This is a genomic window from Paenibacillus macquariensis (assembly GCF_900156375.1).
In the GTDB taxonomy this organism is placed as follows: Bacteria; Bacillota; Bacilli; order Paenibacillales; family Paenibacillaceae; genus Paenibacillus_AQ; species Paenibacillus_AQ macquariensis.
In genome coordinates this window covers 58,055-81,835 of sequence record NZ_FTNK01000013.1, presented here as the reverse complement: position 1 = coordinate 81,835, position 23,781 = coordinate 58,055, and the positions used below count along the sequence as shown (strand labels likewise).

25 protein-coding genes are annotated in these 23,781 nt (G+C 41.4%); 21 read left to right on the top strand and 4 right to left on the bottom strand.

The window, feature by feature from the left end; translation table 11 throughout:
- Positions 1-108: 108 nt before the first annotated feature.
- The 7 genes from BW961_RS20500 to BW961_RS20470 all read left to right on the top strand — a co-directional run bounded on the left by BW961_RS20500 (position 109) and on the right by BW961_RS20470 (position 6,729).
- The gene (locus BW961_RS20500; RefSeq protein WP_068591462.1) at positions 109-861 is read left to right on the top strand and encodes a DsbA family protein; all 753 of its coding nucleotides are present in this window, start codon (positions 109-111) and stop codon (positions 859-861) included.
- Between the two features lie 2 nt (positions 862-863).
- On the top strand, positions 864-1,295 hold the full coding sequence (locus BW961_RS20495) for a disulfide oxidoreductase (protein WP_068591464.1): 432 nt from the start codon (positions 864-866) through the stop codon (positions 1,293-1,295).
- A 128-nt stretch (positions 1,296-1,423) separates the two neighbouring features.
- Positions 1,424-2,005: a GNAT family N-acetyltransferase gene (locus tag BW961_RS20490; RefSeq protein ID WP_068591466.1), complete on the top strand. Its 582-nt coding sequence runs from the start codon at positions 1,424-1,426 to the stop codon at positions 2,003-2,005.
- On the top strand, positions 2,002-2,775 hold the full coding sequence (locus BW961_RS20485) for an energy-coupling factor transporter transmembrane component T family protein (RefSeq protein WP_068591468.1): 774 nt from the start codon (positions 2,002-2,004) through the stop codon (positions 2,773-2,775). Before BW961_RS20490 ends, BW961_RS20485 begins: the two co-directional genes overlap by 4 nt.
- 95 nt (positions 2,776-2,870) lie before the next feature.
- Positions 2,871-3,488, top strand: a complete 618-nt coding sequence (locus BW961_RS20480) for an ECF transporter S component (RefSeq protein WP_280175215.1) — start codon at positions 2,871-2,873, stop codon at positions 3,486-3,488.
- Entirely contained in the window at positions 3,469-5,070 is a 1,602-nt protein-coding gene (locus tag BW961_RS20475) for an ABC transporter ATP-binding protein (protein ID WP_068591470.1), read from the top strand. Before BW961_RS20480 ends, BW961_RS20475 begins: the two co-directional genes overlap by 20 nt.
- A 150-nt stretch (positions 5,071-5,220) precedes the next feature.
- On the top strand, positions 5,221-6,729 hold the full coding sequence (locus BW961_RS20470) for an MDR family MFS transporter (protein ID WP_394327650.1): 1,509 nt from the start codon (positions 5,221-5,223) through the stop codon (positions 6,727-6,729).
- Positions 6,730-6,860: 131 nt separating this feature from the next.
- Here the strand turns inward: BW961_RS20470 and BW961_RS20465 are convergent, their stop codons facing one another.
- Complete coding sequence (locus tag BW961_RS20465) at positions 6,861-7,325, bottom strand: MarR family winged helix-turn-helix transcriptional regulator (RefSeq protein ID WP_394327651.1); 465 nt, start codon at positions 7,323-7,325, stop codon at positions 6,861-6,863.
- Positions 7,326-7,779: 454 nt separating this feature from the next.
- Here BW961_RS20465 and BW961_RS20460 point away from each other — a divergent pair, with 454 nt between their 5' ends.
- From BW961_RS20460 to BW961_RS29995, 3 genes are read left to right on the top strand one after another with little or no spacing between them, the layout of a single operon-like run.
- A complete protein-coding gene (locus BW961_RS20460) occupies positions 7,780-8,490 on the top strand; it encodes an ABC transporter ATP-binding protein (protein ID WP_068591605.1) in 711 nt (236 codons plus the stop codon).
- 17 nt (positions 8,491-8,507) lie between these two features.
- Complete coding sequence (locus tag BW961_RS20455) at positions 8,508-9,374, top strand: ABC transporter permease (protein WP_068591472.1); 867 nt, start codon at positions 8,508-8,510, stop codon at positions 9,372-9,374.
- Positions 9,302-9,772: an ABC transporter permease gene (locus BW961_RS29995; protein WP_139331703.1), complete on the top strand. Its 471-nt coding sequence runs from the start codon at positions 9,302-9,304 to the stop codon at positions 9,770-9,772. Before BW961_RS20455 ends, BW961_RS29995 begins: the two co-directional genes overlap by 73 nt.
- A 164-nt stretch (positions 9,773-9,936) precedes the next feature.
- On the opposite strand, the gene BW961_RS20450 is transcribed toward BW961_RS29995, so the two are convergent.
- A complete protein-coding gene (locus BW961_RS20450) occupies positions 9,937-11,199 on the bottom strand; it encodes a BaiN/RdsA family NAD(P)/FAD-dependent oxidoreductase (protein WP_068591474.1) in 1,263 nt (420 codons plus the stop codon).
- A gap of 157 nt (positions 11,200-11,356) precedes the next feature.
- On the opposite strand from BW961_RS20450, the gene BW961_RS20445 reads away from it, so the two are divergent.
- The 5 genes from BW961_RS20445 to mutY all read left to right on the top strand — a co-directional run bounded on the left by BW961_RS20445 (position 11,357) and on the right by mutY (position 16,463).
- Positions 11,357-13,111 carry a two-component system sensor histidine kinase NtrB gene (locus BW961_RS20445; protein ID WP_082867678.1) on the top strand — a complete coding sequence of 585 codons (1,755 nt, stop codon included), beginning with the start codon at positions 11,357-11,359 and terminating at the stop codon, positions 13,109-13,111.
- 137 nt (positions 13,112-13,248) lie between these two features.
- The gene (locus BW961_RS20440) at positions 13,249-13,683 is read left to right on the top strand and encodes a BrxA/BrxB family bacilliredoxin (RefSeq protein ID WP_068591476.1); all 435 of its coding nucleotides are present in this window, start codon (positions 13,249-13,251) and stop codon (positions 13,681-13,683) included.
- 138 nt (positions 13,684-13,821) lie between these two features.
- A complete protein-coding gene (nadE, locus tag BW961_RS20435) occupies positions 13,822-14,631 on the top strand; it encodes an ammonia-dependent NAD(+) synthetase (protein WP_068591478.1) in 810 nt (269 codons plus the stop codon).
- Between the two features lie 222 nt (positions 14,632-14,853).
- On the top strand, positions 14,854-15,252 hold the full coding sequence (gene acpS / locus BW961_RS20430; RefSeq protein ID WP_068591480.1) for a holo-ACP synthase: 399 nt from the start codon (positions 14,854-14,856) through the stop codon (positions 15,250-15,252).
- A gap of 47 nt (positions 15,253-15,299) precedes the next feature.
- Positions 15,300-16,463, top strand: a complete 1,164-nt coding sequence (gene mutY, locus BW961_RS20425; protein ID WP_068591481.1) for an A/G-specific adenine glycosylase — start codon at positions 15,300-15,302, stop codon at positions 16,461-16,463.
- A 71-nt stretch (positions 16,464-16,534) separates the two neighbouring features.
- Here the strand turns inward: mutY and BW961_RS20420 are convergent, their stop codons facing one another.
- Positions 16,535-17,146, bottom strand: coding sequence for a superoxide dismutase (locus tag BW961_RS20420; protein WP_068591483.1), 612 nt, complete (start codon positions 17,144-17,146; stop codon positions 16,535-16,537).
- A gap of 483 nt (positions 17,147-17,629) precedes the next feature.
- Here BW961_RS20420 and BW961_RS20415 point away from each other — a divergent pair, with 483 nt between their 5' ends.
- From BW961_RS20415 to folE, 6 genes are all read left to right on the top strand, one after another.
- Positions 17,630-18,061, top strand: a complete 432-nt coding sequence (locus tag BW961_RS20415) for a GNAT family N-acetyltransferase (protein ID WP_068591484.1) — start codon at positions 17,630-17,632, stop codon at positions 18,059-18,061.
- 143 nt (positions 18,062-18,204) lie between these two features.
- Positions 18,205-18,810 (top strand): signal peptidase I, encoded by a 606-nt coding sequence (lepB, locus tag BW961_RS20410; protein ID WP_068591486.1) that lies wholly within the window; start codon positions 18,205-18,207, stop codon positions 18,808-18,810.
- Positions 18,811-18,842: 32 nt separating this feature from the next.
- Positions 18,843-20,561, top strand: coding sequence for a tRNA epoxyqueuosine(34) reductase QueG (queG, locus tag BW961_RS20405; protein WP_068591487.1), 1,719 nt, complete (start codon positions 18,843-18,845; stop codon positions 20,559-20,561).
- A gap of 44 nt (positions 20,562-20,605) precedes the next feature.
- Complete coding sequence (locus tag BW961_RS20400) at positions 20,606-21,640, top strand: HD-GYP domain-containing protein (RefSeq protein WP_068591489.1); 1,035 nt, start codon at positions 20,606-20,608, stop codon at positions 21,638-21,640.
- 92 nt (positions 21,641-21,732) lie between these two features.
- On the top strand, positions 21,733-21,966 hold the full coding sequence (locus tag BW961_RS20395; RefSeq protein ID WP_068591490.1) for a YneF family protein: 234 nt from the start codon (positions 21,733-21,735) through the stop codon (positions 21,964-21,966).
- Positions 21,967-22,012: 46 nt separating this feature from the next.
- A complete protein-coding gene (gene folE, locus BW961_RS20390; RefSeq protein ID WP_068591492.1) occupies positions 22,013-22,609 on the top strand; it encodes a GTP cyclohydrolase I FolE in 597 nt (198 codons plus the stop codon).
- An 84-nt stretch (positions 22,610-22,693) separates the two neighbouring features.
- On the opposite strand, the gene BW961_RS20385 is transcribed toward folE, so the two are convergent.
- Complete coding sequence (locus BW961_RS20385) at positions 22,694-23,704, bottom strand: alpha/beta hydrolase (protein WP_068591494.1); 1,011 nt, start codon at positions 23,702-23,704, stop codon at positions 22,694-22,696.
- Between the last annotated feature and the right edge of the window lie 77 nt (positions 23,705-23,781).

Sequence of the window (23,781 nt, the reverse complement as noted above, 5' to 3'; positions counted from 1 at the left end):
AATTCGAAATTGATTTAAACAGAATCTCGAAATCATTAAATAATGCATTCGAAATGGATGCACAAGAGTTGTTGAATTTATTTGTAAGAAAGGGGTTAGAAGAGGTTCATGAAACCAAAGAAAAATGCTAATGCGATCGCCATGCGTAAATTGGAAAAGGAAATGAAAATCAAACGAGTGCAAAGGACTATGTGGATTACTGGAGCCTGTATTGTTGTCCTTGTTATTCTAGCTCTGGTATTAAGACCGAGTTCGAATGACAGTTCGGATACAAAAGTTGCATCATTTGCATATGAGAGTCTACCTATTATCGGGAAGCCCGATGCACCGGTGAAAATAGTAGAGTTTGGCGATTATAAATGTCCATCCTGTCAATATTTTAGCCAGAATTTCAAGCCGCTTTTGATGAAGGATTTCGTGGATAAAGGACTTGTATCTTTTCACTATATGAATTATCTGGTTATTAGTCCAGAAGGTGACTCCAATACGGCAGCATTGGCAGCACAGTCAGTATTCCATCAGAATAATGATGAGTTCTGGAAGTATTATCATGCTTTGTATGATAATCAGAAGGATGAGAATTTAGACTGGGCAACACCTGAATATCTAGTTGAACTAGCTCGTCAAGAGAAGCTCGCCATCGATTACGACAAGCTAGCTGCGGATATTAAGGATAAGACGTATCAAGATGAAGTGAATGAACATCAGAAGATAGGTAGTGAAAATGATGTGCAGAGTACACCTTCAGTCTTTATCAACGGAAAACAGTTTGTATTTAAAGACGGTATGAATTACGATGACCTTGCAAAGGCGATCAATGACGAAATAACATTACAAAATGCAGGGCAAGAAGGGAAATAACCATGAAAGTTAAAGGGTTCTTCAGTACGTATTCCCTATACTTAGCTTGGGTTGTATCTATTGTAGCCACTTGCGGTAGCTTATATTTGAGTGATGTGATGCTATATGAGCCATGTAAGCTTTGTTGGTTCCAGAGAATATTTATGTATCCTCAGGTGATTCTGTTGGGTATCGCAAGTTATAAAGATGATAGAAAGATCATTTCTTATGTGCTTCCTTTGAGTATCATTGGTGGAAGTATATCGATATTCCATTACTTGGAGCAGATGGTTCCAGGATTCGCTAAGATTGCACCTTGTTCTGTAGGAATTCCTTGTAATTTTGATTATCTGAATTGGTTCGGATTTATTACCATTCCATTACTTGCCCTTATTGCATTTGTAATGATCATTAGTATACTGCTGTGTGGAAGAAACAAAGTAGAAGAAGAATAGGATCTCAACATGGAGTGCAGGCTGGAAACAGCTGAGCACTCTTTTTCTTTTTGTTTATGAGGATATTATTATGTAAGATACGAGATAGAGGGATTATATTTAAGAAATGAGCAGGGAGGTTCATACATATGTTCGTTTGTGGTGGGAATATTCCGCAACTCGAAGGAAATCGAATTCAGCTTCGCAGGATGCAAGCGGAAGATGCACGATCCTTATTTGAGTGCTGGTCAAGACAAGAGGTTCGTGAATATTCAGGTATTCCAGAGCTTGAATCCATAGATCGTGGTATGGAGATGATTCAGTTCCTGAACGCCTTGTCAGAGACGGAGGATGGGGTGAGATGGGGAATTGTGAATAAACAAAATAGCGAGTGGATAGGCAGCTGCGGGTTCAATATGTGGCAATTGGAAGGGGCATATCGTGGGGAAATCGGTTGCGAGTTATCTAGTCTTTATTGGGGACAAGGGTATATGAATGAAGCGATAGAGCTTTTATTACATTACGGATTTCAAGAGATGGGATTACACCGTATCGAGGCCCTAGTAGATACACGGAATGAACGTGCCAGTAGACTATTCGCTACTCAACAGTTTCAGATGGAGGGTATTCTTAGGGGTTACCGTCATACGGATGAAGGATTTCATGATGTACATATGTATTCATTATTACAACATGATTGGCTGTTAAAGCATAAGGAGACACCGCAATGATCATCCCGTATGCTCATGGACAATCATGGTTACAACGAATTGATCCACTTAGTAAGTTAGTGTTAATTCTGTGCATCGCGATACTCGCTACTCGATTTCAGACGTCAACAGAACAGGCAGGTCTATTGTTGTTTAGTATGGTGACTGCTCGATTCGCAGCGGGGATAACGTGGGGTGGACAATGGAAGGCACTTTCCTTCTTGATAGTCTTTGTAGTGCCTTTGTTCATCATTACAGTGTTTACTGCACCGGGGACCACGCAGTTGTTGGAGATTGGGAAGTTGTCCATTACGATGGAAGGGATGGATATGGCCGGTTCGGTTAGCCTTCGAATGTTTACGCTGTTTTTGACTTCGTATGTATATATTAAGACAACGGATCCGCAAGACTTAGTATCGTCGTTAACGCAGGTTTTACGTATTCCATATCGATTCGCATTTGGTATTTCAATGGCACTTACATTTCTCCCATTATTGCAAGAAGAAGGTCGCAGTATTTCAGCTGCACATCATATCAGAGGCGGAAGACAAGGAAGAGGTCTACGGGGGCGGTGGTCATGGTGGACAACGCTAACGTCTGCTGTTTTATATAATTCGATTCGACGTGTGCAACAGACCGCTGCTGCGATGGAGTCCAAAGGATTCGGAGCTTATCCTGATCGGACCTACTTAAGACCTCTTATGCCAGTTCAAAAGGGACGTATACTGGCGATCCTAGGGATTCTGATTACAAGTGGATTGTTGTGGTTCACTTATAACGTTAACTTATAAATTCATAATGGTTGACGTTGGCGGGTTCATCGTGTAAAAATAACGTGAGAGGTAATGATACTCTCTTGTTTACATACGAAGGAGCTGATCTGGATTTGAGTAAGTTCTCTTTTTTGAATTGGAAACGCGAAGCATTTACAACAGTGGAAATTGTGCTAATGGCGATGCTTGCGACGGCTAACGCAGTCATGACTTTTTATTTATCGTTTATCAACAAAATTTTGAATAGTGCAGGCGGGCCAATTGCAACAGCGACAATCGTAGGGTTATATATGATTTATGGGCTGTTGGCCTATTATATTATTCGTAAACCAGGTACAGCTATCATTACATATGGTATCGGTGGAACGATTCAATGTTTCATAGGTACGAGTTACGGGATTACTGCAGCGATCGTAGCTGCACTATGTTACATGGTTGTTGCTGAAGTGATGTTTGCATTATTTCGATATAAAAGATGGGGAATAAGTGCTCTTATGTTCGTAGGTGGTGCGATGGTGCCCATCTGGTTCCTTTGTGCGGCGTATATGTTTGGATATACGGCATGGGGTTGGGAGGTACTGACCATTGCATTAGTCGTACGGGTGTTAAGTGGGATGCTATTATGTGGTCTTATGACGAAGTTGCTTGGAGATAGCTTAGAGCGGACAGGGCTACTTCGGCGCTACAAAATTAAGAAAGAGGAAACATCTTATGTTACAGGGAGTCATTAATCTTGATGGATTATCCTATACGTATGAGGGTGATTCCAAACCTATAATAAAGGACATAACACTATCCATTCCTAATGGACAATGGGCAGCTATCATTGGACCAGGAGGCAGTGGCAAGTCGACGTTATGCCAACTATTGAATGGCTATTTGCCCCGAAGTGGTGGAGGGCATAGGGAAGGAATCGTCTCAATAGAAGCAATAGATCCTGCATATGCTTCTATTGCGGACATCGCTGAACGCGTCGGCGTCGTCTTCCAAGACGCCGACGCGCAGCTCGTGCAGGGCAACGTCGAAGCCGACGTTGCCTTCGGGCCCGAGAATCTGCGGGTTCCCCCCGCAGATATAGCCCGCCGCATAAGCGCTTCGCTAGCGGCGGTGGGCCTAACCTCGCACCGCTACGCGCGGGTGCGAGAACTCTCAGGCGGCCAACGCCAGCGGGCCGCCACAGCCGCGGTGCTTGCGCTTGAGCCGCGGCTGTTCGTCTTCGACGACTGCGCCGCGAGCCTCGACGGCGCGGCGCAAGTGCAGTTCGTGCAAGTATGTGCAAGCTTGCACGAACAGGGTCGGACGGTGATTAACACGTCCGGCCGATTCGACGATGTCGCGCGTGCAGCGGAGCGCGTCATCGTCTTGCAGGGTGGGGCCGTTGTCCTCGACGGCCCACCGCAGGAACTGCTGCGCAAGCATGCGGAGCAGCTGGTGCTGCTTGGTCTGCTGCCAACCCCGGAGGGGGCAGCAGCTACTTCCGCGCAGCACATCGCAGCTACTTCCGCGCAGCACATCGCAGATGCTTCATCACCCGACACGGGTGTTTTCGATACTACGAAGCATCCCACAGACGTTTCCTCACCCGACAAGGGTGCTTCCTATATCACGAACCCTTTCACAACCGTCGATTTACCTAGCAAGGAGGGCGCTACTGCGCTATTACAACTTCATAAATTAAGTTATACGTATCCCGGTGGACAGCAAGTTCTACGAGAGGTTAGTTTTACATTACAGCCTGGAGACTGGGGCATCTTGGTTGGGGAGAATGGGTCGGGTAAATCCACGCTAAGTCGGTTATTAATGGGACTTATTCGCGTTCCACGTCACAGCATATTCTGGGGTGGTAAAGATATTGCAGGCTTGTCCGTTGCTGATCTAGCTGAGGATATTGGATATGTATTTCAGCAACCTGAGCATCAATTCGTTACACACTCTGTCTGGGATGAAGTGACATATGGCTATAGATCCAGGAGACATAGGCATACTGCGTTGACGGCACAGGAAGTGGCGTCAGCTGAACAAATGTTAGAAGCTGCGGGTCTACTCGGAAGACGCCATGATTCACCATATTTACTGAGTCAGGGCGAGAAGCGGATTTTAAGTGTTGTATGTCAATTCGTCATCCCGAAGAAGTTAGTTATTCTAGACGAACCTACATCTGGCATTGACTATGCTGCTGCGGAACGCATTCTAGCTCTTTGTCGTGAGAGGGTAAAACACGGGACGGCATTACTCATGATCACGCATGATCCTAATCTAGTGGCAAGAGATACCTCCTTCGTCCTTCAGCTACATCATGGGGAATTACAATGAAGTAGGTCGACTACGAAATCGTTAATATACAGTCCTTCCTAATCGTTCACATCCAAATAATTAACAAATAGTGGTATGCATTCATGTAAGATTTACGGTAAAATACAAGAAGCGTATCGTTACACTGAACATTAGAAAGGAATTACATCCGTGAATCCATCAGTAAATATTAAACGTAATTTTATTTTAGCGGGTCTTTTGCTCTCAACTTTCATGTCAGCCATTGAAGGAACCGTTACTGGACCAGCTGGACCAGCTATTGTAAGTCATTTCGGTGGAATGCAACTTATGAGCTGGATATTTACAGCTTATCTTTTAACGATGGCTGTAACCACACCGATTTTCGGTAAAATCAGTGACATATATGGGCGTAAACCGGTGTTTATCGTGGGATCCATCATTTTTATCCTGGGATCATTACTCTGTGGATTATCTCAGAATATGGAGCAGCTTATCATATTTCGCGCAATTCAAGGGATTGGTGCAGGGGCTATCGTTCCCGTAGCCTTTACGATTATTGGAGATATCTATCCATTAGAACAACGTACCAAGGTTCAAGCACTCATTAGTTCTATCTGGGGTATATCCTCTTTAATTGGACCGTTACTTGGCGGTTATTTTGTTGATTATTGGAGCTGGCGCTGGATATTTGGATTTAATGTGCCGTTCGGATTAGTGTCCATCATACTTATTATGCGTTATCTACCGAAACATACGGTGACTAAGAAAGCTAAAGTAGACGTAGCTGGAGCACTTACATTTACAATTGGCGTGACGGCACTTTTGTTCACAATGGCTACGGGAGGGCAATATTATGATTGGAACTCGCCCTTATTAATTGGATGTATGGTCATTGCTGTTGTATTCCTTGCATTGTTTCTTATTGTGGAAAGAAAAGCCGAAGAGCCTATGCTTCCGCTTCAGCTTTTTCGAATTCGGGACATTGCAGTATCCTCTGTAGCCAATCTACTTATTAGTTCGCTCTTGATTGGGATTACAACGTATACTCCGTTGTGGATTCAGGGTGTCTTGGGTAAGAATGCGACTTTCTCAGGTCTTGCTTTAGCACCAATGTCGATAGGGTGGGTACTGGGGTCTATTGCAGGTGGGAAAATGTTACTCACGGCAGGAACACGAAAGACAACGTTGATCGGGGTTTTCGCTATTGTCGTCAGTGCAATAGGAATGGCCATGATGACGGGTGAGACATCTAATTTGATCTTATTGCTACTAACCTTTATTTATGGGATTGGCTTTGGATATACCTCGACGGTATTTACGATTATTGCACAGTCTTCTGTTGGGTATAATCTACGTGGTTCCTCAACGGCCCTCAACTCATTTATTCGTTCTTTGGGTCAGACGATTGGTGTAGCCGCTTTTGGTTCATGGATTAATATAAAAATAGCAGTCTTGTTAAAAGATACACCAGGAACAGAAAACGTGTCTCAAGACGACATAAATAAGCTACTTTCACCTGAAGAAAGTAAGAGTATTGCGGAGTCTCTATGGCTTAGTATGCGTTCTGTTTTAGAAGGAAGCTTGCATTCGCTCTTTATCATAATGGCTGTCATTTCTATTATTAGTATGCTAGTGATGACTAGATTTAAGAATAAGGCACCTTCTTCTGAAGAAGAGGCAATGGTTACGAAGAATTAAAAGGAAATGAATGATTATTACGATACATGACAAAGAAGCTCCAACATCACTTGAAAGTGGCGTTGGAGCTTTTTTATCAACATATAATTAGGATACGTTGTACGTTATGCCTTTTTAATAATTGTAACTTGTTACTTCCTCGACGAGGGAGATAGACGTTCAGCTTGAATGCCCATTTTTTTGAGAAGAGAGATCATTTGGCATTTCTCCTCGGCATTTAATCCGCTTAGTGCTCGGTGAATTCGTTCGGAGAATTTAGGATACAGGTCGTTCATCAGTTGTTCGCCTTCAGAAGTAAGTTCTGCGAATATAACACGTCGATCGGTAGGACAAGGTCTGCGACGAAGGAACCCGCGTTCTTCTAATTTATCTATAACATATGTGACATTTCCACTCTGTAGTAACAGTTTTGCACCAATCTGTTGAATGGGCTGAGCCCCTTTGTAGTAAAGAACCTCCATAACAGCGAAGGCTGTTGGATTGAAGCCTTCAATTTTGCTGCCAGTTACGGCATGTTCATTTACACTTTTGAATGATTTGGCAAATACACGATACAAATGAAGAGAAATTTGGGTATCGACTTCGACTTCTTGGATTTGAATCAAGCTTCTCACCGCCTTTATATTCATAAATGGATGAATTTGATGATGTTGTATTCATTTTAAGCGAAGTGATGCACGCATGGACATGTGATTTGTCACAATTACAATGCTTTTAATATTTAAAAATAAAAGTTTTTCCCCTCGAGGCTCCAAATAAAACGATTATTGGGAATAACTCCTAATTCATTCTCGAGACCGATGGAGGGTAATCCTTCATATCATATCCTATAGATATGTTTCCAAATCGAAGATGTACAAGAGCTGTCCCTTTCATGAAAAATCTCATGTATATGAAACTTTTTGTAGTATCTATGGTATTTAAAGAATGAAGCTAGTAGTAGGGTATTGATATATCGAACTTAAGGTAGATTGCTACTGTACGAATACGTGGCACTTCTAATAGAAGGAGAAGATCTTCTTGGCGATAAGTATAGATGTAAATGATGAAATGGACTTGAATTTGGTGTTAGAAGTTAGCATTGAAGAAGCGGGATATGGCGGGGGGATCCCCTGCATTTCAGACATCTGTTTTCAGGTGAGAAAAGGTGAGTTATTAGGAATTATTGGACCCAATGGTGCAGGCAAGAGTACTACCATTAAAGCTATACTTGGACTTCTGAAACATGTGAAGGCGAAGGTATCCATTGGAGGTAGTTCAGGTACATATGCATATATTCCAGAGCAACCTATATTTTATGAGGACTTAACGTTATGGGAACACTTGGATCTTGCAGCTGCAGCCTATGAAATAGCGTATGAAGATTTTGTTGAACATGCAGAAGAACTGCTCACGCGTTTTGGTATGAGTCAGTCGCGCGATCTATTACCTGCGGGTTTCTCTAAAGGGATGAAGCAAAAGATGATGTTGATGATTGGCTTTCTGGCGAAGCCTGATATTTATATTGTAGATGAACCTTTTATTGGGTTGGATCCTCGAGCAACGAAGGATTTCCTTCGTTTACTTGAAGAAGAGCGGGAACGAGGTGCAGGGGTGTTGATGTCGACGCATGTGCTGGACACAGCAGAGAAAATCTGTGACACCTTTATCATGATCTCAGATGGGAAAATGGTTGCGCAAGGGACGTTAGAGGACATTCGGATAACTGCCGGGCAACCAGAGGAAGCTTCGTTATTTGAATGTTTCGATAGGTTGATGTAATGGAAGGGGGCATGAAGATGAAGTCAAGGAGGGACTATCAGTTCAGAGGAGCAGGCGCCCTTTTTTGGCGGCGTTTGAAGGAGTACTTCCGAAGTCAGGCTTCTGTTTTTCGTTCCATTTCGGATTGGACCGTATGGCTCTATCTTCTTATTCCAGGTGTTTTATTGTCCGCACGATTATATTACGGATTATGGGTAGAGGGATTACCTAGCTTTAGCGAAGCTCTTCCTGCGGGTATATTTCCATCGCTTATGTTGCTGATTATTTACAGAGCGAGCATACTTCTCTTCGTTCAAGAGGGGGACGTGTTATTCATTCGTATGGCTAAGCGTTTCATGTCTGGCATTATGCTGCGCGGAGCGATATATAGCATGACGATGATCGGGATCATGATTACGTTAGGGTTTGTCGTTCTATTGCCGTTCTTGGTACAACGACTAGACATGAGTACCGTAGAGGCTACAAGTTATTTGTTATTGTCAATTACGATGGGTTGGACTGTTGCTTGGATTCGTCATTTGGTAAGTGTGAATTATATAGGATGGAGACGGACGTTATTATTAATTCCTACTGTAGGAGCACCTTGTTTTCTATATACGCAGGTTTCTTTACTGTGGAGGGCTGAGCCACTTTGGTTATTTGTGATTTCTTTATTACTAGTATTCACTGTGATCCTATTGATTAGAGTGAGGTTAAAGATGCAGGGAACATTCATGAATGATGTACAAGAGGATAATAAACTGCGGATAAGATTTACTAGCCTGATACTTACTCAAGCGGTAGACAAACCTAGAGCGACGAGAATTAAAACGTGGATGTTCAGAACTTCGCCTTATTTGTATCGTTCCCGTTCAGCGGACAGACGACTAGCGGTGCTGCTGTAAAGGCATTATTCCGTAACCCACAACAATCGTTGCTTTATTTACAATTTACAGGGGTGTGTCTATTAGCTATGATATGGCCACCCATAATAATCAAATGTCTGTTATTGTTAGCCACATACATATTGTTTACCTATTGGCATTATCGTTATTGGATAAGTTTTATCAATGATGAATGGATTACATTACTTCCATGGTCAGAGGAAATAATCTCACAAGCGCGAGTGGTAGCCATTCGTACCATGCTCCTACCATTTTCGGTGATCATGTCGATCACTTTTTCATTATCTTGGTGGGATCTCGGTTGGGGTTGGATACTACTCCTTCCTCTTTTAGTCATCACTTTGTATGGTTTGACTAGCTACATATTGGTATTCCTAACCTTATCCAACCATAAATAAACAGCGGTAGTATAAGGCACTCGGCCTTTATACTACCGCTGTTGTATATTCCTTTAGCATGATCATCAGTTGTGTAGGATAATCACTAACGTTTCTTTAGGACCCATTCAGCTCCTAAGCCACTATTCTTTCGAAGGGGGGGCTTGATTTCCTTAGTAGTTCCTTCACGAATAGCTTTTTGCTGCGTGCATGCCTGCGGTATAACCAGTAGAGAATGCAGCAGTGATGTTATATCCCCCTGTGTAGCCATGAATGTCTAGAATTTCTCCGCAAAAGAATAATCCCGGCATTAATTTCGATTCCATTGTTGAGGGATTTATTTCTTTCAGATGAACTCCGCCACCTGTAACAAAAGCATCGTCAAGTGATTTTGTTCCTGTTACGTAGAAGCTGAATTTTTTTAATACGCTTAAGAAAGCTAGCCATTGTGTTTTTTGCAAATGAGCGTAAGTTGTATCTCCGTCTAATTCAGCTTTCGATAAGAGAAGTGGAATCATCCGCTCAGATAACGTACCCTTCAAAACATTCTTGATCGCCTTCTTAGGCTCTGATTCTAGACGTTCTTTGAGAAGGGCATCGAGTTCTGTTGGAGAGTAATCTGGGAATAGATCAACGGACATTTCGACTTTCTGGACGTTAAATTTCATTTTAACTTGACGAATGAATTGGCTACAACGAAGCGCAATTGGACCCGATATCCCGAAATGGGTGAAGATAAAGTCGCCTCGATGATGAATGACGTTTTTTCCTTTAGGGTTCCATACGGATAGTTCTACATCTCGAAGGGAGAGACCCTGTAATTCACGATCTTGAATCCATTTCTCTTGGGAAACGATTGGAACCTCGGTAGGATATAATTCTGTAATGGTATGCCCAGCAGCCTCTGCCCAAGGATATCCGTCTCCTGTAGATCCAGTCTGCGGTACAGATTTACCTCCCGTAGCAACGATTACGCTAGAAGACTTAAATGTCTCCCCTGAGATAAGCTTCACGCCAACGGTCTGTCCATTCTCGTAGAGAACTTCAGCGATCGGACTATGAGTCATGATCTTTACGCCTAGCTCTTGTACTTTGCTTAGCAACGTATTAACTACGCTAGAAGCTTTATCTGTTACGGGAAACATTCTTCCATGATCTTCTTCTTTCAAAGCAATCCCCAGACCCTCGAAGAAATCCATAATATCACGATTATTAAAATGTCCGAATGCACTATAGAGAAAACGGCCATTCCCAGGAATATGGGCAATCAAATCTTCTGTCTCTTTGGCATTCGTTACATTACAACGCCCGCCTCCAGATATCCCTAGTTTACGTCCTAATTTATTACCTTTATCAAGTAGTAGAACGGAAGCACCTTTACTTCCAGCGGCAACACAGGCCATGAGTCCTGACGGACCTCCGCCTACAACGATAACATCGTATTTCATTTATTAATCTCCTTTTTAGCAGTTAACCCTTATGTCAGTTAAACATTCTCTTCTTTAAGATCATAACAAATAGATATAGGTTACAACAACTCTAGTAAGAGATATAATTAGAATATATTGTAATATGTCGTACGCTGTTATTTAATAGGATTATATAATGGTTAATAGCACATTGTGGGAAGGAGGGGCGGCTATTTATAGTGTCCTAAAGAATATCTTATTACAGGTATTGATATCTGGTTCTTTTGCAGTTCTTTTTCCTCTCATTCTTGATAAATACATACATTGCAAGGGGAAATCAAGAAATCTAAATGCGACTGGTTTTACGATGGTTATCGTGTTATCTAGTGCCGTCAGTCTAATGTTATGTTCTATGTTTTCATCTGAACTGTACGGAGGGGTCATACCTCTTAATATGGGTATTGTGCCGCTTTTTGTTGCGATCTTGTATGGAGGATATAAATCAGGTGTGCCACTGGCTATGTTATATATTACTTTTTATTTCATATTTACAGAGAATTATTCCATGTATGGTTTAATTGTTCATACGGGGATATTGATGTATCCGGTGTTGTTCTGGACTTCTTCTTTATTCTTGAAAGCTTCGCTAAAAGGAAAAATATCTCAGATTGTTATAAGTTTATTCCCTGTGATGTTACTGGTTGATTTCCCACCTTTATTTCAATGGGATAATCCAAGTTTATTTAATATGAACTCTTTACTTATGATTACCTTTTACTTATTAATTAGTCTTTTTTGGGGAGCCATTATTATTTATTTGATTGAATTTTCTTTAGAGAGGCTGTTTCTTAAGGAACAGATTATGGGGATGTCAGAGAAATATTTACGTGAAGAGGATAAATTACAGCAGGTCATGGATATGACACCCCTCTGTATGGTTTCTTTAGATCGGAATGGCAGAGTCACTAGCATTAATGAAATGATGATGAATCTATTTAAAATAAAGATGCCTAATTTGACCAAGATAGAGGTTATTGGGCAACATGTTACACTGTTTACTTACGACATGATGGTTAAGGAGCATATTGAATATCGAGTGTCTCAGGCACTTCAAGGAATAATTATGGATCATGAATTAACACAAAATGAGTCTAAAATATATTATACGAATACTTCCCCGCTTACGAACTCTTATACAGGTGAAATACTGGGGGCTATATTGGTCATTCAAGATATTACAGAAACCGAAAGACTTCGCAATGAGCTAGGAAATATGGAAAGACTTAGCTTGGTAGGTCAGATGGCAGCAAGTATAACACACGAAATTCGTAATCCTATGGCAGTAGTTCGTGGTTTCTTACAGCTCATGCACGAGAAGAGCCCAAGCACGTTAGATCATTATTACCGAATTGTTATGGAAGAGTTAGATCGGGCGAATGGTATTATTAATGACTTTTTGTCCCTTGCACAGAATCGAGTAACTGAGAAAGCAGATTGCCACTTACATAAAATTATTTATGATCTGAGTCCATTATTATGGGCAGATGCAAATTTACGAGGTCAGAGTATTGAGTTAGAACTGGATGAGAATGTACCTGAACTCAGTCTGAACTCAAAAGAGATTAAACAATTAATTCTAAATTTAGCGCGTAACGGAATGGAATCTATGCATGTTAAGGGACAGCTCACCATCCGAACCACAGTGGATGACAATTATGTAGAACTGATTGTATCAGATACAGGAGCAGGTATCCCGCAGAGTAAGCTAGATGAATTATTTGTCCCCTTCTTTACAACCAAAGATCAAGGGACAGGGCTTGGATTGGTATTATGCCTAAGCATTGTTGAACATCATAAAGGCAAAATTACGGTTCACTCTGAAGAGGGCATTGGTACATCGTTTGTTGTGAGATTTCCTCATAATAACACCAATGCATTACATTTATTGTGATTAATGTTTCATTATTAATGGATAAATAATCTGAAAAAGTGCTGTCTATCTTGCTCAGTTACTTGCTTTCAAACATTCAGAATAGGTATAATCTAATGAAGTCATTGTTATATATGATTAATGAGGAGTGAATGAGAATGTCTATGTCTTTTGATCGATATATGCGAGATATGATTCAACCGATGCGGGATGAATTAACAAATTTGGGTATTCAGGAACTTACAACACCTGAAGAAGTTGAGGCACAAGTGGCCAATGCAAAGGGTACAGCTTTGATCGTTATTAACTCAGTATGTGGTTGCGCTGCTGGACAGTGCCGTCCTGGTGTTGCTATGGCTTTGGAACATGCTATTGTACCTGATCAATTATTTACTGTATTTGCTGGGCAAGATAAAGAAGCAACAGCTAAGGCACGAGAGTATTTCGCTCCTTATGCGCCTTCTTCACCTTCCATTGCATTGATGAAAGATGGAGAACTTGTTCATTTCATCGAACGTCACTCCATTGAAGATAGATCCGCACAAGAGATTGCTGCAGAACTAACAGAAGCTTTTGACCGTGTATGTAAGTAATATTTAAGTGTTGGCTGCATCATAAACCCCGAAGTTGCGGCAATCCGACAGCTCCGGGGTTTTGTGTACGGTCTTTTTTATGGAATAATCATGAATTCACGAATGAAACATATTTTTAGAAAAGGGGTGCGCTTAAGAATGAGTTTACAAGAACAGATCATCGCAGAATTAGGGGTTAAACCTGTTATTAATGTGGAATCGGAAGTGAAGGAAAGAGTGGCTTTCCTTAAGAATTACGTGAAGAATGCTGGATCTACAGGACTACTCATTGCGATTAGTGGTGGGATTGATAGTGCGGTTGCTGCTGGTTTGTGTAAATTAGCTACAGATGAACTATCTAAAGAAACAGGTAAAGATTACATGACACTTGGTGTATTCCAGCCCTATGGAACACAGGAAGATATTGATCATAGTTACGCCACAGCGAAGGCATTCGATCTTAAACATACGGTAGAGACGAATATCGAAGATGCTGTGACCGAAGTGGCACTGGAAGTAGAGCAGGGACTCAAAGGTATGGGTATCCATCGTCATATCAGCCACAAAGGCAAAGGTAATGTTAAAGCAAGAACACGTATGGTCATGCAGTACGCATTATCTTTTGAGCTGAATCTAATTGTAGTCGGAACGGATCATGCATCCGAAGCCATTACTGGATTTTATACCAAATGGGGAGATGGCGCGGTAGATATTACACCCCTTAGTTCCCTTAACAAACGTCAAGTTCGACAACTAGCTGCCTTTATAGGTGTGCCACAGTCCATTTTGGATAAAGCACCTACAGCTGGGTTATGGGAAGGTCAGACAGATGAAGAAGAACTGGGTCTTACATATGAGGAGAATAGCGACTATCTAGAAGGTAAAGAAATTAATGCCGAGTCGCGGGAGCTTCTAGAAGGTTTCTACAAAAGAACGGCTCATAAGCGTAATTCTATACCAGGAATCTAAGTATGTTGTTTAGGTGTATTACTTGGAACTGATATAAGATAGAAATAATAAATGGAGTGCACACAGGTAACGGTTGTGCACTCTATTTATTATTTCATCTCATGTACGAGTAATATCAATTAAGACAAATGGTAATATGAGTTATGCTATGAAAGGTCGCAACATATCGCACCGCCTGATACAATAAGGATTGTAGCTTTTGACGGAAGGTGTGTGGAACCCATGATTTATGGAATCGGACACGATATACTTGAGATCAATCGTGTTGAGCAGTTGCTCAGTAGAAGCAATGGTCAAGCATTCATGCAACGGGTACTGACATCGAAGGAGTATGAATTAGCTCAAAGGCGAGGACCGAAGACTACGGAATTTGCTGCGGGTAGATTTGCTGCCAAGGAGGCCATAGTCAAAGCATTCGGCTGTGGAATCGGTGCAATCATTGGTTTTGGAGATATTGAAATTATTCCCAATGACTTGGGTAAACCAATGGTAGAATTAAGCAAACAAGCATGGGAGAATTTGAACCTTCCGGGACAATCAGCGAATTATGCTATTCATTTGAGTATTACGCATCAGAGAGAGCTTGCTTCTGCGTTTGCAGTTATTGAAAGAGTGAATTAAGCTTTAGCTTCTGCCCATGGAATACAAAGATAGATAAGGAGAAGCACATGTCTAATTTAGAACAACAACGCTATTTCAGTGAGAATCTACTGAGCTGGTATCTTGAGAACCGACGGGATTTACCTTGGCGGCGCCATCGTAACCCTTATTATATTTGGATATCTGAAATTATGCTTCAGCAAACACGTGTAGATACGGTCATTCCTTACTTCAATCAATTTATAGAGAAGTTTCCTACGATTGCGGATTTGGCAAATGCACCTGAGCAAGACGTCTTGAAAAGTTGGGAGGGGCTCGGATACTACTCTCGTGCACGCAATTTACAGTATGCTGCCCAACAAGTACAAGACTTACACGGTGGTCAGGTACCTAATGATAAAGAAAGCGTGTTTGCGCTTAAGGGCGTGGGTCCTTATACAGCAGGAGCTATTCTTAGCATTGCATTTAATCAACCAGAACCAGCTGTAGATGGTAATGTTATGAGAGTATTGTCCAGATTCTTCTTAATCGAAGAGGATATCATGAAAGGGAGTACTCGCGCGCTAATGGAAAGATTAGTCGTGGAATTAATTCCTGAAGGACAGGCTTCACACTTTAATCAGGCTCTGATGGAGCTTGGAGCTCTAGTCTGTACACCTAAGTCTCCTTGTTGCTTAACATGTCCGGTTATGGAGCATTGTGAGGCAAGGCTAGAAGGCAAGGAGGGGCAACTTCCCATCAAGTCGAAGAGCAAGCCTCCACGTCCAGAACAACGGTTTGTTGCCTTGATTGAAGGTCAAGGGAAGCATGCTGGGCAGATATTGATTAGGCAACGTCCAGAGAGTGGATTACTTGCTCGAATGTGGGAGCTTCCACATATGATCTCACCTGTAAGTCGTGGTGGAAGAATGGATGATCTACGTGCACAGGGCCTGCTAGGTGTAGAAATGGTGGCTGAGGGAATTCCAGCAATACCTTTGGAGCATTTCATGGATATTGAACACATATTTAGTCATATTCGTTGGAACCTTCAGGTATATCGTTGCAAGGAAGAGGATCAGATGGTTATAGCGGAGAATAGCGAACCCTACAAGATGGATGTGACGGATATAGGGGATACCATCACTGAATATCGTTGGATTAATGAAGAAGATATGACATCGTACGCCTTCCCTAATGCATTTTTGAAGATTATTAATGCTAATTTTGAAGAGAAGAGAATGAAATTATAAATTAAAAAAATGATCCGACCCTAAGTGGGTGGATCATTTTTTTGCTTATAATTAAGTATAAGTTTGTTTAATTATTTAGCCGCTACATAACGTGCAGCAACTGCATCCCAATTAACAACATTCCAGAAAGCAGCAATATAATCTGGACGTTTGTTTTGGAATTTCAAGTAGTAAGCATGCTCCCATACGTCAAGTCCTAGAATAGGAGTCAAACCTTCGCTAAGTGGGTTGTCTTGGTTCGGAGTGCTTGTTACAGCTAGCTTACCGTCTTTACCAACAACAAGCCATGCCCAGCCGCTTCCGAAACGAGTAGTAGCTGCTTTAGCAAAGTCTTCTTTGAATTTATCAAGACCACCAAGCTGACTATCAATAGCTTCTGCTAATTCACCAGTTGGGTTTCCTCCAGCGTTTGGACCAATGATTTCCCAGAAAAGGCTGTGGTTTGCGTGTCCACCACCATTATTACGAACAGCAGTACGAATTTCTTCAGGTACGCTTCCAAGACCTGTTAGCAATTCTTCGATGCTCTTGTTTTGCAACTCAGGTGCTTTCTCAAGTGCTGCATTCAAGTTTGTTACATACGTGTTATGGTGACGATCGTGGTGAATTTCCATTGTTAACGCATCGATGTGTGGTTCAAGTGCATCGTTCGAATAAGGTAGTGCTGGTAGTTGAAATGTCATGGTAAATTACCTCCTGCGGATTGTATTATATTGATAATTTATGAATGAATAAAGGGCCTGACGAAGCATCCTTCATCAACATATGTAGTGAAATGTAATGATCTAAACGTAGAACAATTCAGATAATTACATCGTTGTTATATATATTATTAAACCGTATTTAACATATTAAATCAACATTTATGTTTGTAAAGTCGGTTTGTTAATTATTCATTAACAAAACATTATTTATGATAACCTATTGTTAATAGAAATATGCCAGTAAAATAGTTGATCTTCTATATTATAGCAATAAAGCGAGATATGAAGCGCTTTCATAAGAAAACAGGTGTTTTCTCAATAAAACTGTGGTTTAATGGACTAGCAAGAAGGATTTTCAGGTTATTTGTCGTAATTATTATATTCGAGATTTTTGTAAAGTTAGCTTGTTATGTTAACTTTTATATGGTCCGGATAAAGCTAACGAAAAGGGAGATTTAATTTATGCATGTTCGTTCCTTTCAGTTAAGTGACTGTAATCCAGTAACTGAACTTCTTCAGGTTGCATTATCGGAAGAGTGCTTTGAGAATACGATTCAACCATTCTCTAGACAACTTTCGTGGGATTCTGACCTGATTATGGTAGCAGAAGAAGATGGAGAAATTGTGGGGGCCTTGATCGGTACGATTGAGAATAACCATGGTTGCTACTTCAGAATTGCTATTCACCCAGACTATCGACGTAAAGGGATTGGAAAAGCCCTTGTTACTGCGATGGAACAGCGGTTTCAACAACGTAAAGTAAGTCGTATTTTGATTGCTGGGGATGATCACAACCTTGCAGTAATGCCGTTATTTGAGGCAATGGGTTATGGGGCTAACAAAATTATGGAGGCTTTCCAGAAACTTAGTATTGTTGCTCAAAGTAAGTTTTAGTATAATATATGTATATAAATAGAGGAACCAACTAAATTTTCCAAATATCAAGCATATCTTGCAGCCGTTGCAAAAACGGAGCAGATATGCTTTTCTATTTAATAGGATCGTTTCAGCAAATGATTATAAAAAGAGGTGTATTTATGAATCAAGATCATTCACTAGATGGAATAACATCGGATAGTTCTACATCTCCCGATAAACCAGCAGGACAACATAAGCCTGGATGGAAAGCGGAATTGTGGGATTGGATTAAAACAATTGTTGTCGTTTTTGTGGTTATGATGTTGCTTAATGTATTTGTTTTTAATTTGTCTATGGTTAAAGGGCAGTCGATGCAGCCCACATTAGTAGAAAAAGAACGATTATTCGTTAACAAAATAATTTATGATTTCTCTGCACCTAAAAAAGGTGAAGTGGTAGTATTACATGATCCAAGCCAAGATGATACTAAGAAGGATTTTCTTGTTAAACGTGTGATTGGTGTTCCTGGGGATATAGTTGAAGTCAAAGAACACAAGTTATATCTAAATGGCCAATTACAGCAGGAAAATTATATTGATGTGGACATTCAAGATGATGACTTCGCTGGAATTAAGCTTGAGGATGATCAATATTTTGTCATGGGTGATAACCGTCATCTAGGAGAGAGCAAGGACAGTCGTTACTTTGGTAAGGTTACATCAGATTTGATTGTGGGTAGGGCAGAATTCATATTTTGGCCATTGAATAAAATTAGAGGACTTTAGTCTGTTATATAACATAAGGAGACGATGAGGAGATGACGCTTGAACATGTACGCTCACCATATGCTCCCTCGCCGTCCGTATGGGAGCAACTGAAAAGAGATATCAAATTAGCTGCGCCTAGTTTAGGTATTGATGATATTGGTTTTGCTACTGCCGATCCATTTGTTTCGCTGAAGTCTATTCTACAGAATCACCGCGATAAAGGATATGAGTCAGGTTTCGAAGAACCTGATTTAGATAAAAGGGTGACACCCGTGCTACCATCATCACAACCTGCATCCTTAATTTCGATAGCAGTGGCATATCCATCCAAAATGGTGAACCCTCCGAAATCAGAACCAGGGGCCTACAGAGGAATATTAGCCCGCTCTGCATGGGGTAGGGACTATCATTATGTGTTACGAGAAGCGATGCAGAAGCTAGAGGATTTCATTAGGGAGCGTATTCCCGAAGCCGTGTTAGAAAGTATGGTTGATACCGGTGCACTAGTCGACAGGGCCGTGGCTGAAAGAGCAGGTATAGGCTTCAGTGCGAAGAACTGTATGATTATTTCACCGAAGTGGGGTTCTTGGATCTATCTAGGGGATATGGTAACCAACATTCCTTTTCCACCAGATACCCCTGTAACCGAAGATTGTGGTGACTGTACTAAATGTATTGATGCTTGTCCTACGGGTGCTCTTGTGGGACCAGGACAGCTTGATGCACAGCGATGTGTATCCTTTTTGACGCAAACCAAAGGGCTATTAGAAGAAGAACAGATGCGTAAGATCGGGAATCGTCTTTATGGCTGTGACACATGCCAAATTGTTTGTCCTAAGAATCGTGGGAAAAGCTGGGATCATAACAAACAATTACTCCCTGATCCTGAGATCACTAAGCCGCTGTTGTTACCCATTCTTGATCTTACGAACCGGGAATTCAAGGAGAAGTTCGGAGAGAGCGCGGCGGCTTGGAGAGGGAAGAAGCCAATGCAGCGCAATGCGATTATTGCATTGGGAAATTTTAAAGATCGTTCTGCCGTACCAAGACTCGAAGAAGTGCTGTTAAAGGACCCTCGATTTGAAATGAGGGGGACTGCTGCTTGGGCACTAGGACGTATTGGAGGTGAGGAAGCTTTGAATAGTGTGAATAAAGGATTGGCCGTAGAAGAAGATGTGAAGGTTCAGGAAATGTTAATGAAGGCGAAAGAAAAGTTAGAACCGTCGACTAGCATTGAAGAAGAGCATTCTCAAGAGATCATTTATTACGATGAAATAACAACACCTATTGGGGTATTAACGCTATGTACATCGGTCAAGGGTATTTGTTTAATCGAAATGGATTCTTTTACGACGAAGGAAGCCGTAATACAACAATGGTCCCGCAACTGGGCACAAGACGCTGAATTTATACATGACGGAGAACGTTTATCCGAGGCTAAAACTCAGTTAGAGCAATATTTTGCTGGGGAACGCAAACAATTCGATCTTCCGATTGATATGAGAGGTACTTTATTCCAACTACAAGTATGGACTACACTTGCCGATATTCCTTATGGGGAGACTTGTTCTTATGGACAATTAGCGGAAGCTATTGAGCGTCCAAAGGCGGTTAAAGCCGTTCAAGGGGCGACTAATAAAAATCCGATTCCGATTATCGTACCGTGCCACCGTATTATAGGTGCAGACAACTCGCTTGCGGGCTATGTTTATGGTCACGAAATCAGAAGCCAACTGTTGTCTTTTGAGGGGTCGTTACCTGAAAGATAAAGCATTCGGGATCATAAGTAATTAGGCCATGTGGGGGAACATATATGAGATATGTAAATATTGCAGATGTAGAAGCAGGGCAATTTCTTGGGAAGTCAGTATATTCAGGAAATGGGACAGTACTGTTGGGGGCTGGAATTCAACTTACTGTATATATGGTCAATACGCTCAATCGAATTGGCGTTACGATGCTATATATTAAGGACGCTTTATTTGATGATGTAGAGACCTCTGAAATGCTGACCGAAGCGACGAAACAGAGTCTCATGCATGGGATAAGTGACACGTTTGAAGCTGTGCGCTCAGGTAAGGAATGGAATGCACAATTAATTGGTACAACAGTGGACACCTTACTATCTGATGTCCTCAGTAACAAAGAATTACTGGTTCAATTAACGGATATTCGTACGGTCGACAATGCCCAGTACATTCATGCCATGAATGTCTGTCTACTATCTACAGTTATGGGCATTAATATGGGATTTAATTATATTCAGGCCAAAGAGTTGGCTATGGGTGCCTTGTTGCATGATATAGGCAAGAACAATATCTTGAAGGATGAAGAAGTGGCTCCTGGTGTAAGGAATCACCATACATGGCGAGGATATGAGAAGCTCAAGAATAAGCGAGAATTCAATCTCCTCATTGCACATGTTGCTTTGCAGCATCATGAAAGAGTAGATGGGTTTGGTCTACCACGAGGCTTAGCAAATGATGAAATTCATATTTATGCGAAGATCGTTGCTGTGGCCAATACTTATGATCATTTAATCAGTCATTTGGAGGGAGAGAGAGCACTTCTTCCACATGAGGCTTGCGAAGAATTGATGGCGATGTCCGAGATACAATTAGACCGGGATGTTCTGATCCAATTCACGAGGATGGTCTCGATTTATCCGAATGGTATGGGAGTTAGGTTGTCAACGAAAGAGAACGGTGTTGTCGTAAGTCAGCATAGAGGATTACCCGGGCGACCGGTTATACGTATTATTCGGAATAGTAATGGTGATAGTCTGGAGATTGAAGAAATAGATCTAGCCACAGAAACAACCATCTTTATCGACAAAGTACTTGCTTAGAATTATATTTGCTAGCCTCTAAAGGACATGCTATGATATGTTCGTATGTAAGCAAGTAAGACAAATTCTTGTAAATTATCGAGGTGGCCGAAATGAATATTGCACTTCCTATTATCACGTTAATTGTAGGATTAGCTGGCGGATTCTTCATTGGCGTATATTACTTACGCAAGCAGATGGAGAAAATGCAGAATAATCCGGAAATGCTACAAAAGATGGCTAAACAGATGGGTTATAATCTGAATGGTAAACAGATGCAAAAAGCACAGCAAATGATGAAGAATCAGCCTGCTGTTCCGAAGAGAGGCCAAAGCCGTAAAAGGTAAGTAATCTTTCTATCCGGGAAGTGTGGCCGTGAGAGGAGGATGTACTGTGTCTGGAGTTAAAGACTATGTAAACACTGAAGTGGGTAACAATCGTGAGAAGATAGAATATCACATTGAGCAAATTTTAAACCTCATTGGTGAAGATACAAAGCGTGAAGGATTGCTTGAGACGCCAGCGCGTGTCACTCGCATGTACGAAGAAATCTTTGCGGGTTATGAAGTGGATCCTCGGGACGTGTTAGGTGTGACTTTTGATGAAAATCATGAGGAACTTGTCATTGTGAAGGATATTGTGTATTACAGTCAATGTGAGCATCACATGGCACCTTTCTTTGGGAAAATTCATATTGGATATATCCCAAGTGGTAAAATTGCTGGACTCAGTAAGTTTGCGCGTTTGGTTGAGGCGGTAACTCGTCGCCTGCAGGTGCAGGAACGTATTACATCTCAAATTGCGGATATTCTTAATGAGGTATTACAACCGAATGGTGTAATGGTTGTCGTAGAAGGCGAGCATTTATGTATGTGTTCTCGCGGGGTGAAGAAACCGGGAAGCAAGACGGTTACTTCCGCTGTAAGAGGGATTTTCCGTGAAGATTCAGCTAGTCGTGCAGAGTTCTTATCTCTGCTTAGAGACTATTAATGGATTTGATTTGATAAACAAAAGAGGCCCTGTCGATTTCTCGACAGGGCCTCTTTTGTTAAATATATAATTCATAGTGCTCTATTATTTTTCGAGAATAGAGGTATTAAGGGTCGTTTTAACTTCTTCGAGGAATGAAGAGACGCGACGTAAGTAATCACGAGAGTGCTCACGAAAGATAAGTTCATGATGACTATCATCAACAATCCACGAGGTAGAGAGCGGATTAGTCTGATTGGAAGCTAGCTTTTCAGCAATGCCAAAGGGTGCTTTCTCATCTTTAGTTCCGTGTATGAAGAAGATAGGAAAAGGATAATCCTCGCTCTTTACTTGTTGGTATGGAATCTGATTGAGGCTTGTTCCATTCAATACCGGAAACAGTAACTCTAATATTTCTAAAGAAGGATGACGAGGTAGATCGATTTGGTTCTTAATGTTGTGATATAACGTGTCTGGTTCTAATAGAAAGGTACTGTCGAGAATCATAGCATCTACATCATTCGTTTGAAGACCGGCTTGAAGTGCCGTACCTGCACCCATGGAGAAGCCCCATACAATAATCTGCCCTGCATCACGTTCTTTAGCAAGTTTAATAGCGCCTAGTAATTGCTGCGTTTCAATTTTGCCACCTGTCGCCACATCTTTATTGTACTCAGCTGCAAATCCATAGTCGAACATGAGAACATTATAATTGAGACTGTGGGCATAATGAGCAAGGTCATACATAGGAACCCATGATTCCTCACGATTTGCGCCATAGCCATGGCTGAACACAATGGTTCTTTGGGACCCTTTAGCAGGAATATACCAACCATGCATTAGACGGCTATCATCGAGCGCAGGGAAAGTGACATTCTCATAAGCCATAGACTTAGCAGCTAACGGATTAGAATAGATAGGTGCAACCGTGGGATTAGATAATACCCAGGCGATGTAAGCATGTAGTGCAACGAAACAAAACAATAGGAAAAAGATAATCGATAGAACGAGTGCAACAATAATATGTTTAACACGAATAAATCGAGATGAGTTCGTTGTAGCTAACTTTTGAATGGAATGAGATTGTGGGGCATTAGTCCTAGTTAAAATGTTCATAAATAGCCCCTCCTTATAGGTCTTATTAATCGTATGCCCCATATTAATGAAAGTCAATGTAGTTGGGACAATTGTTA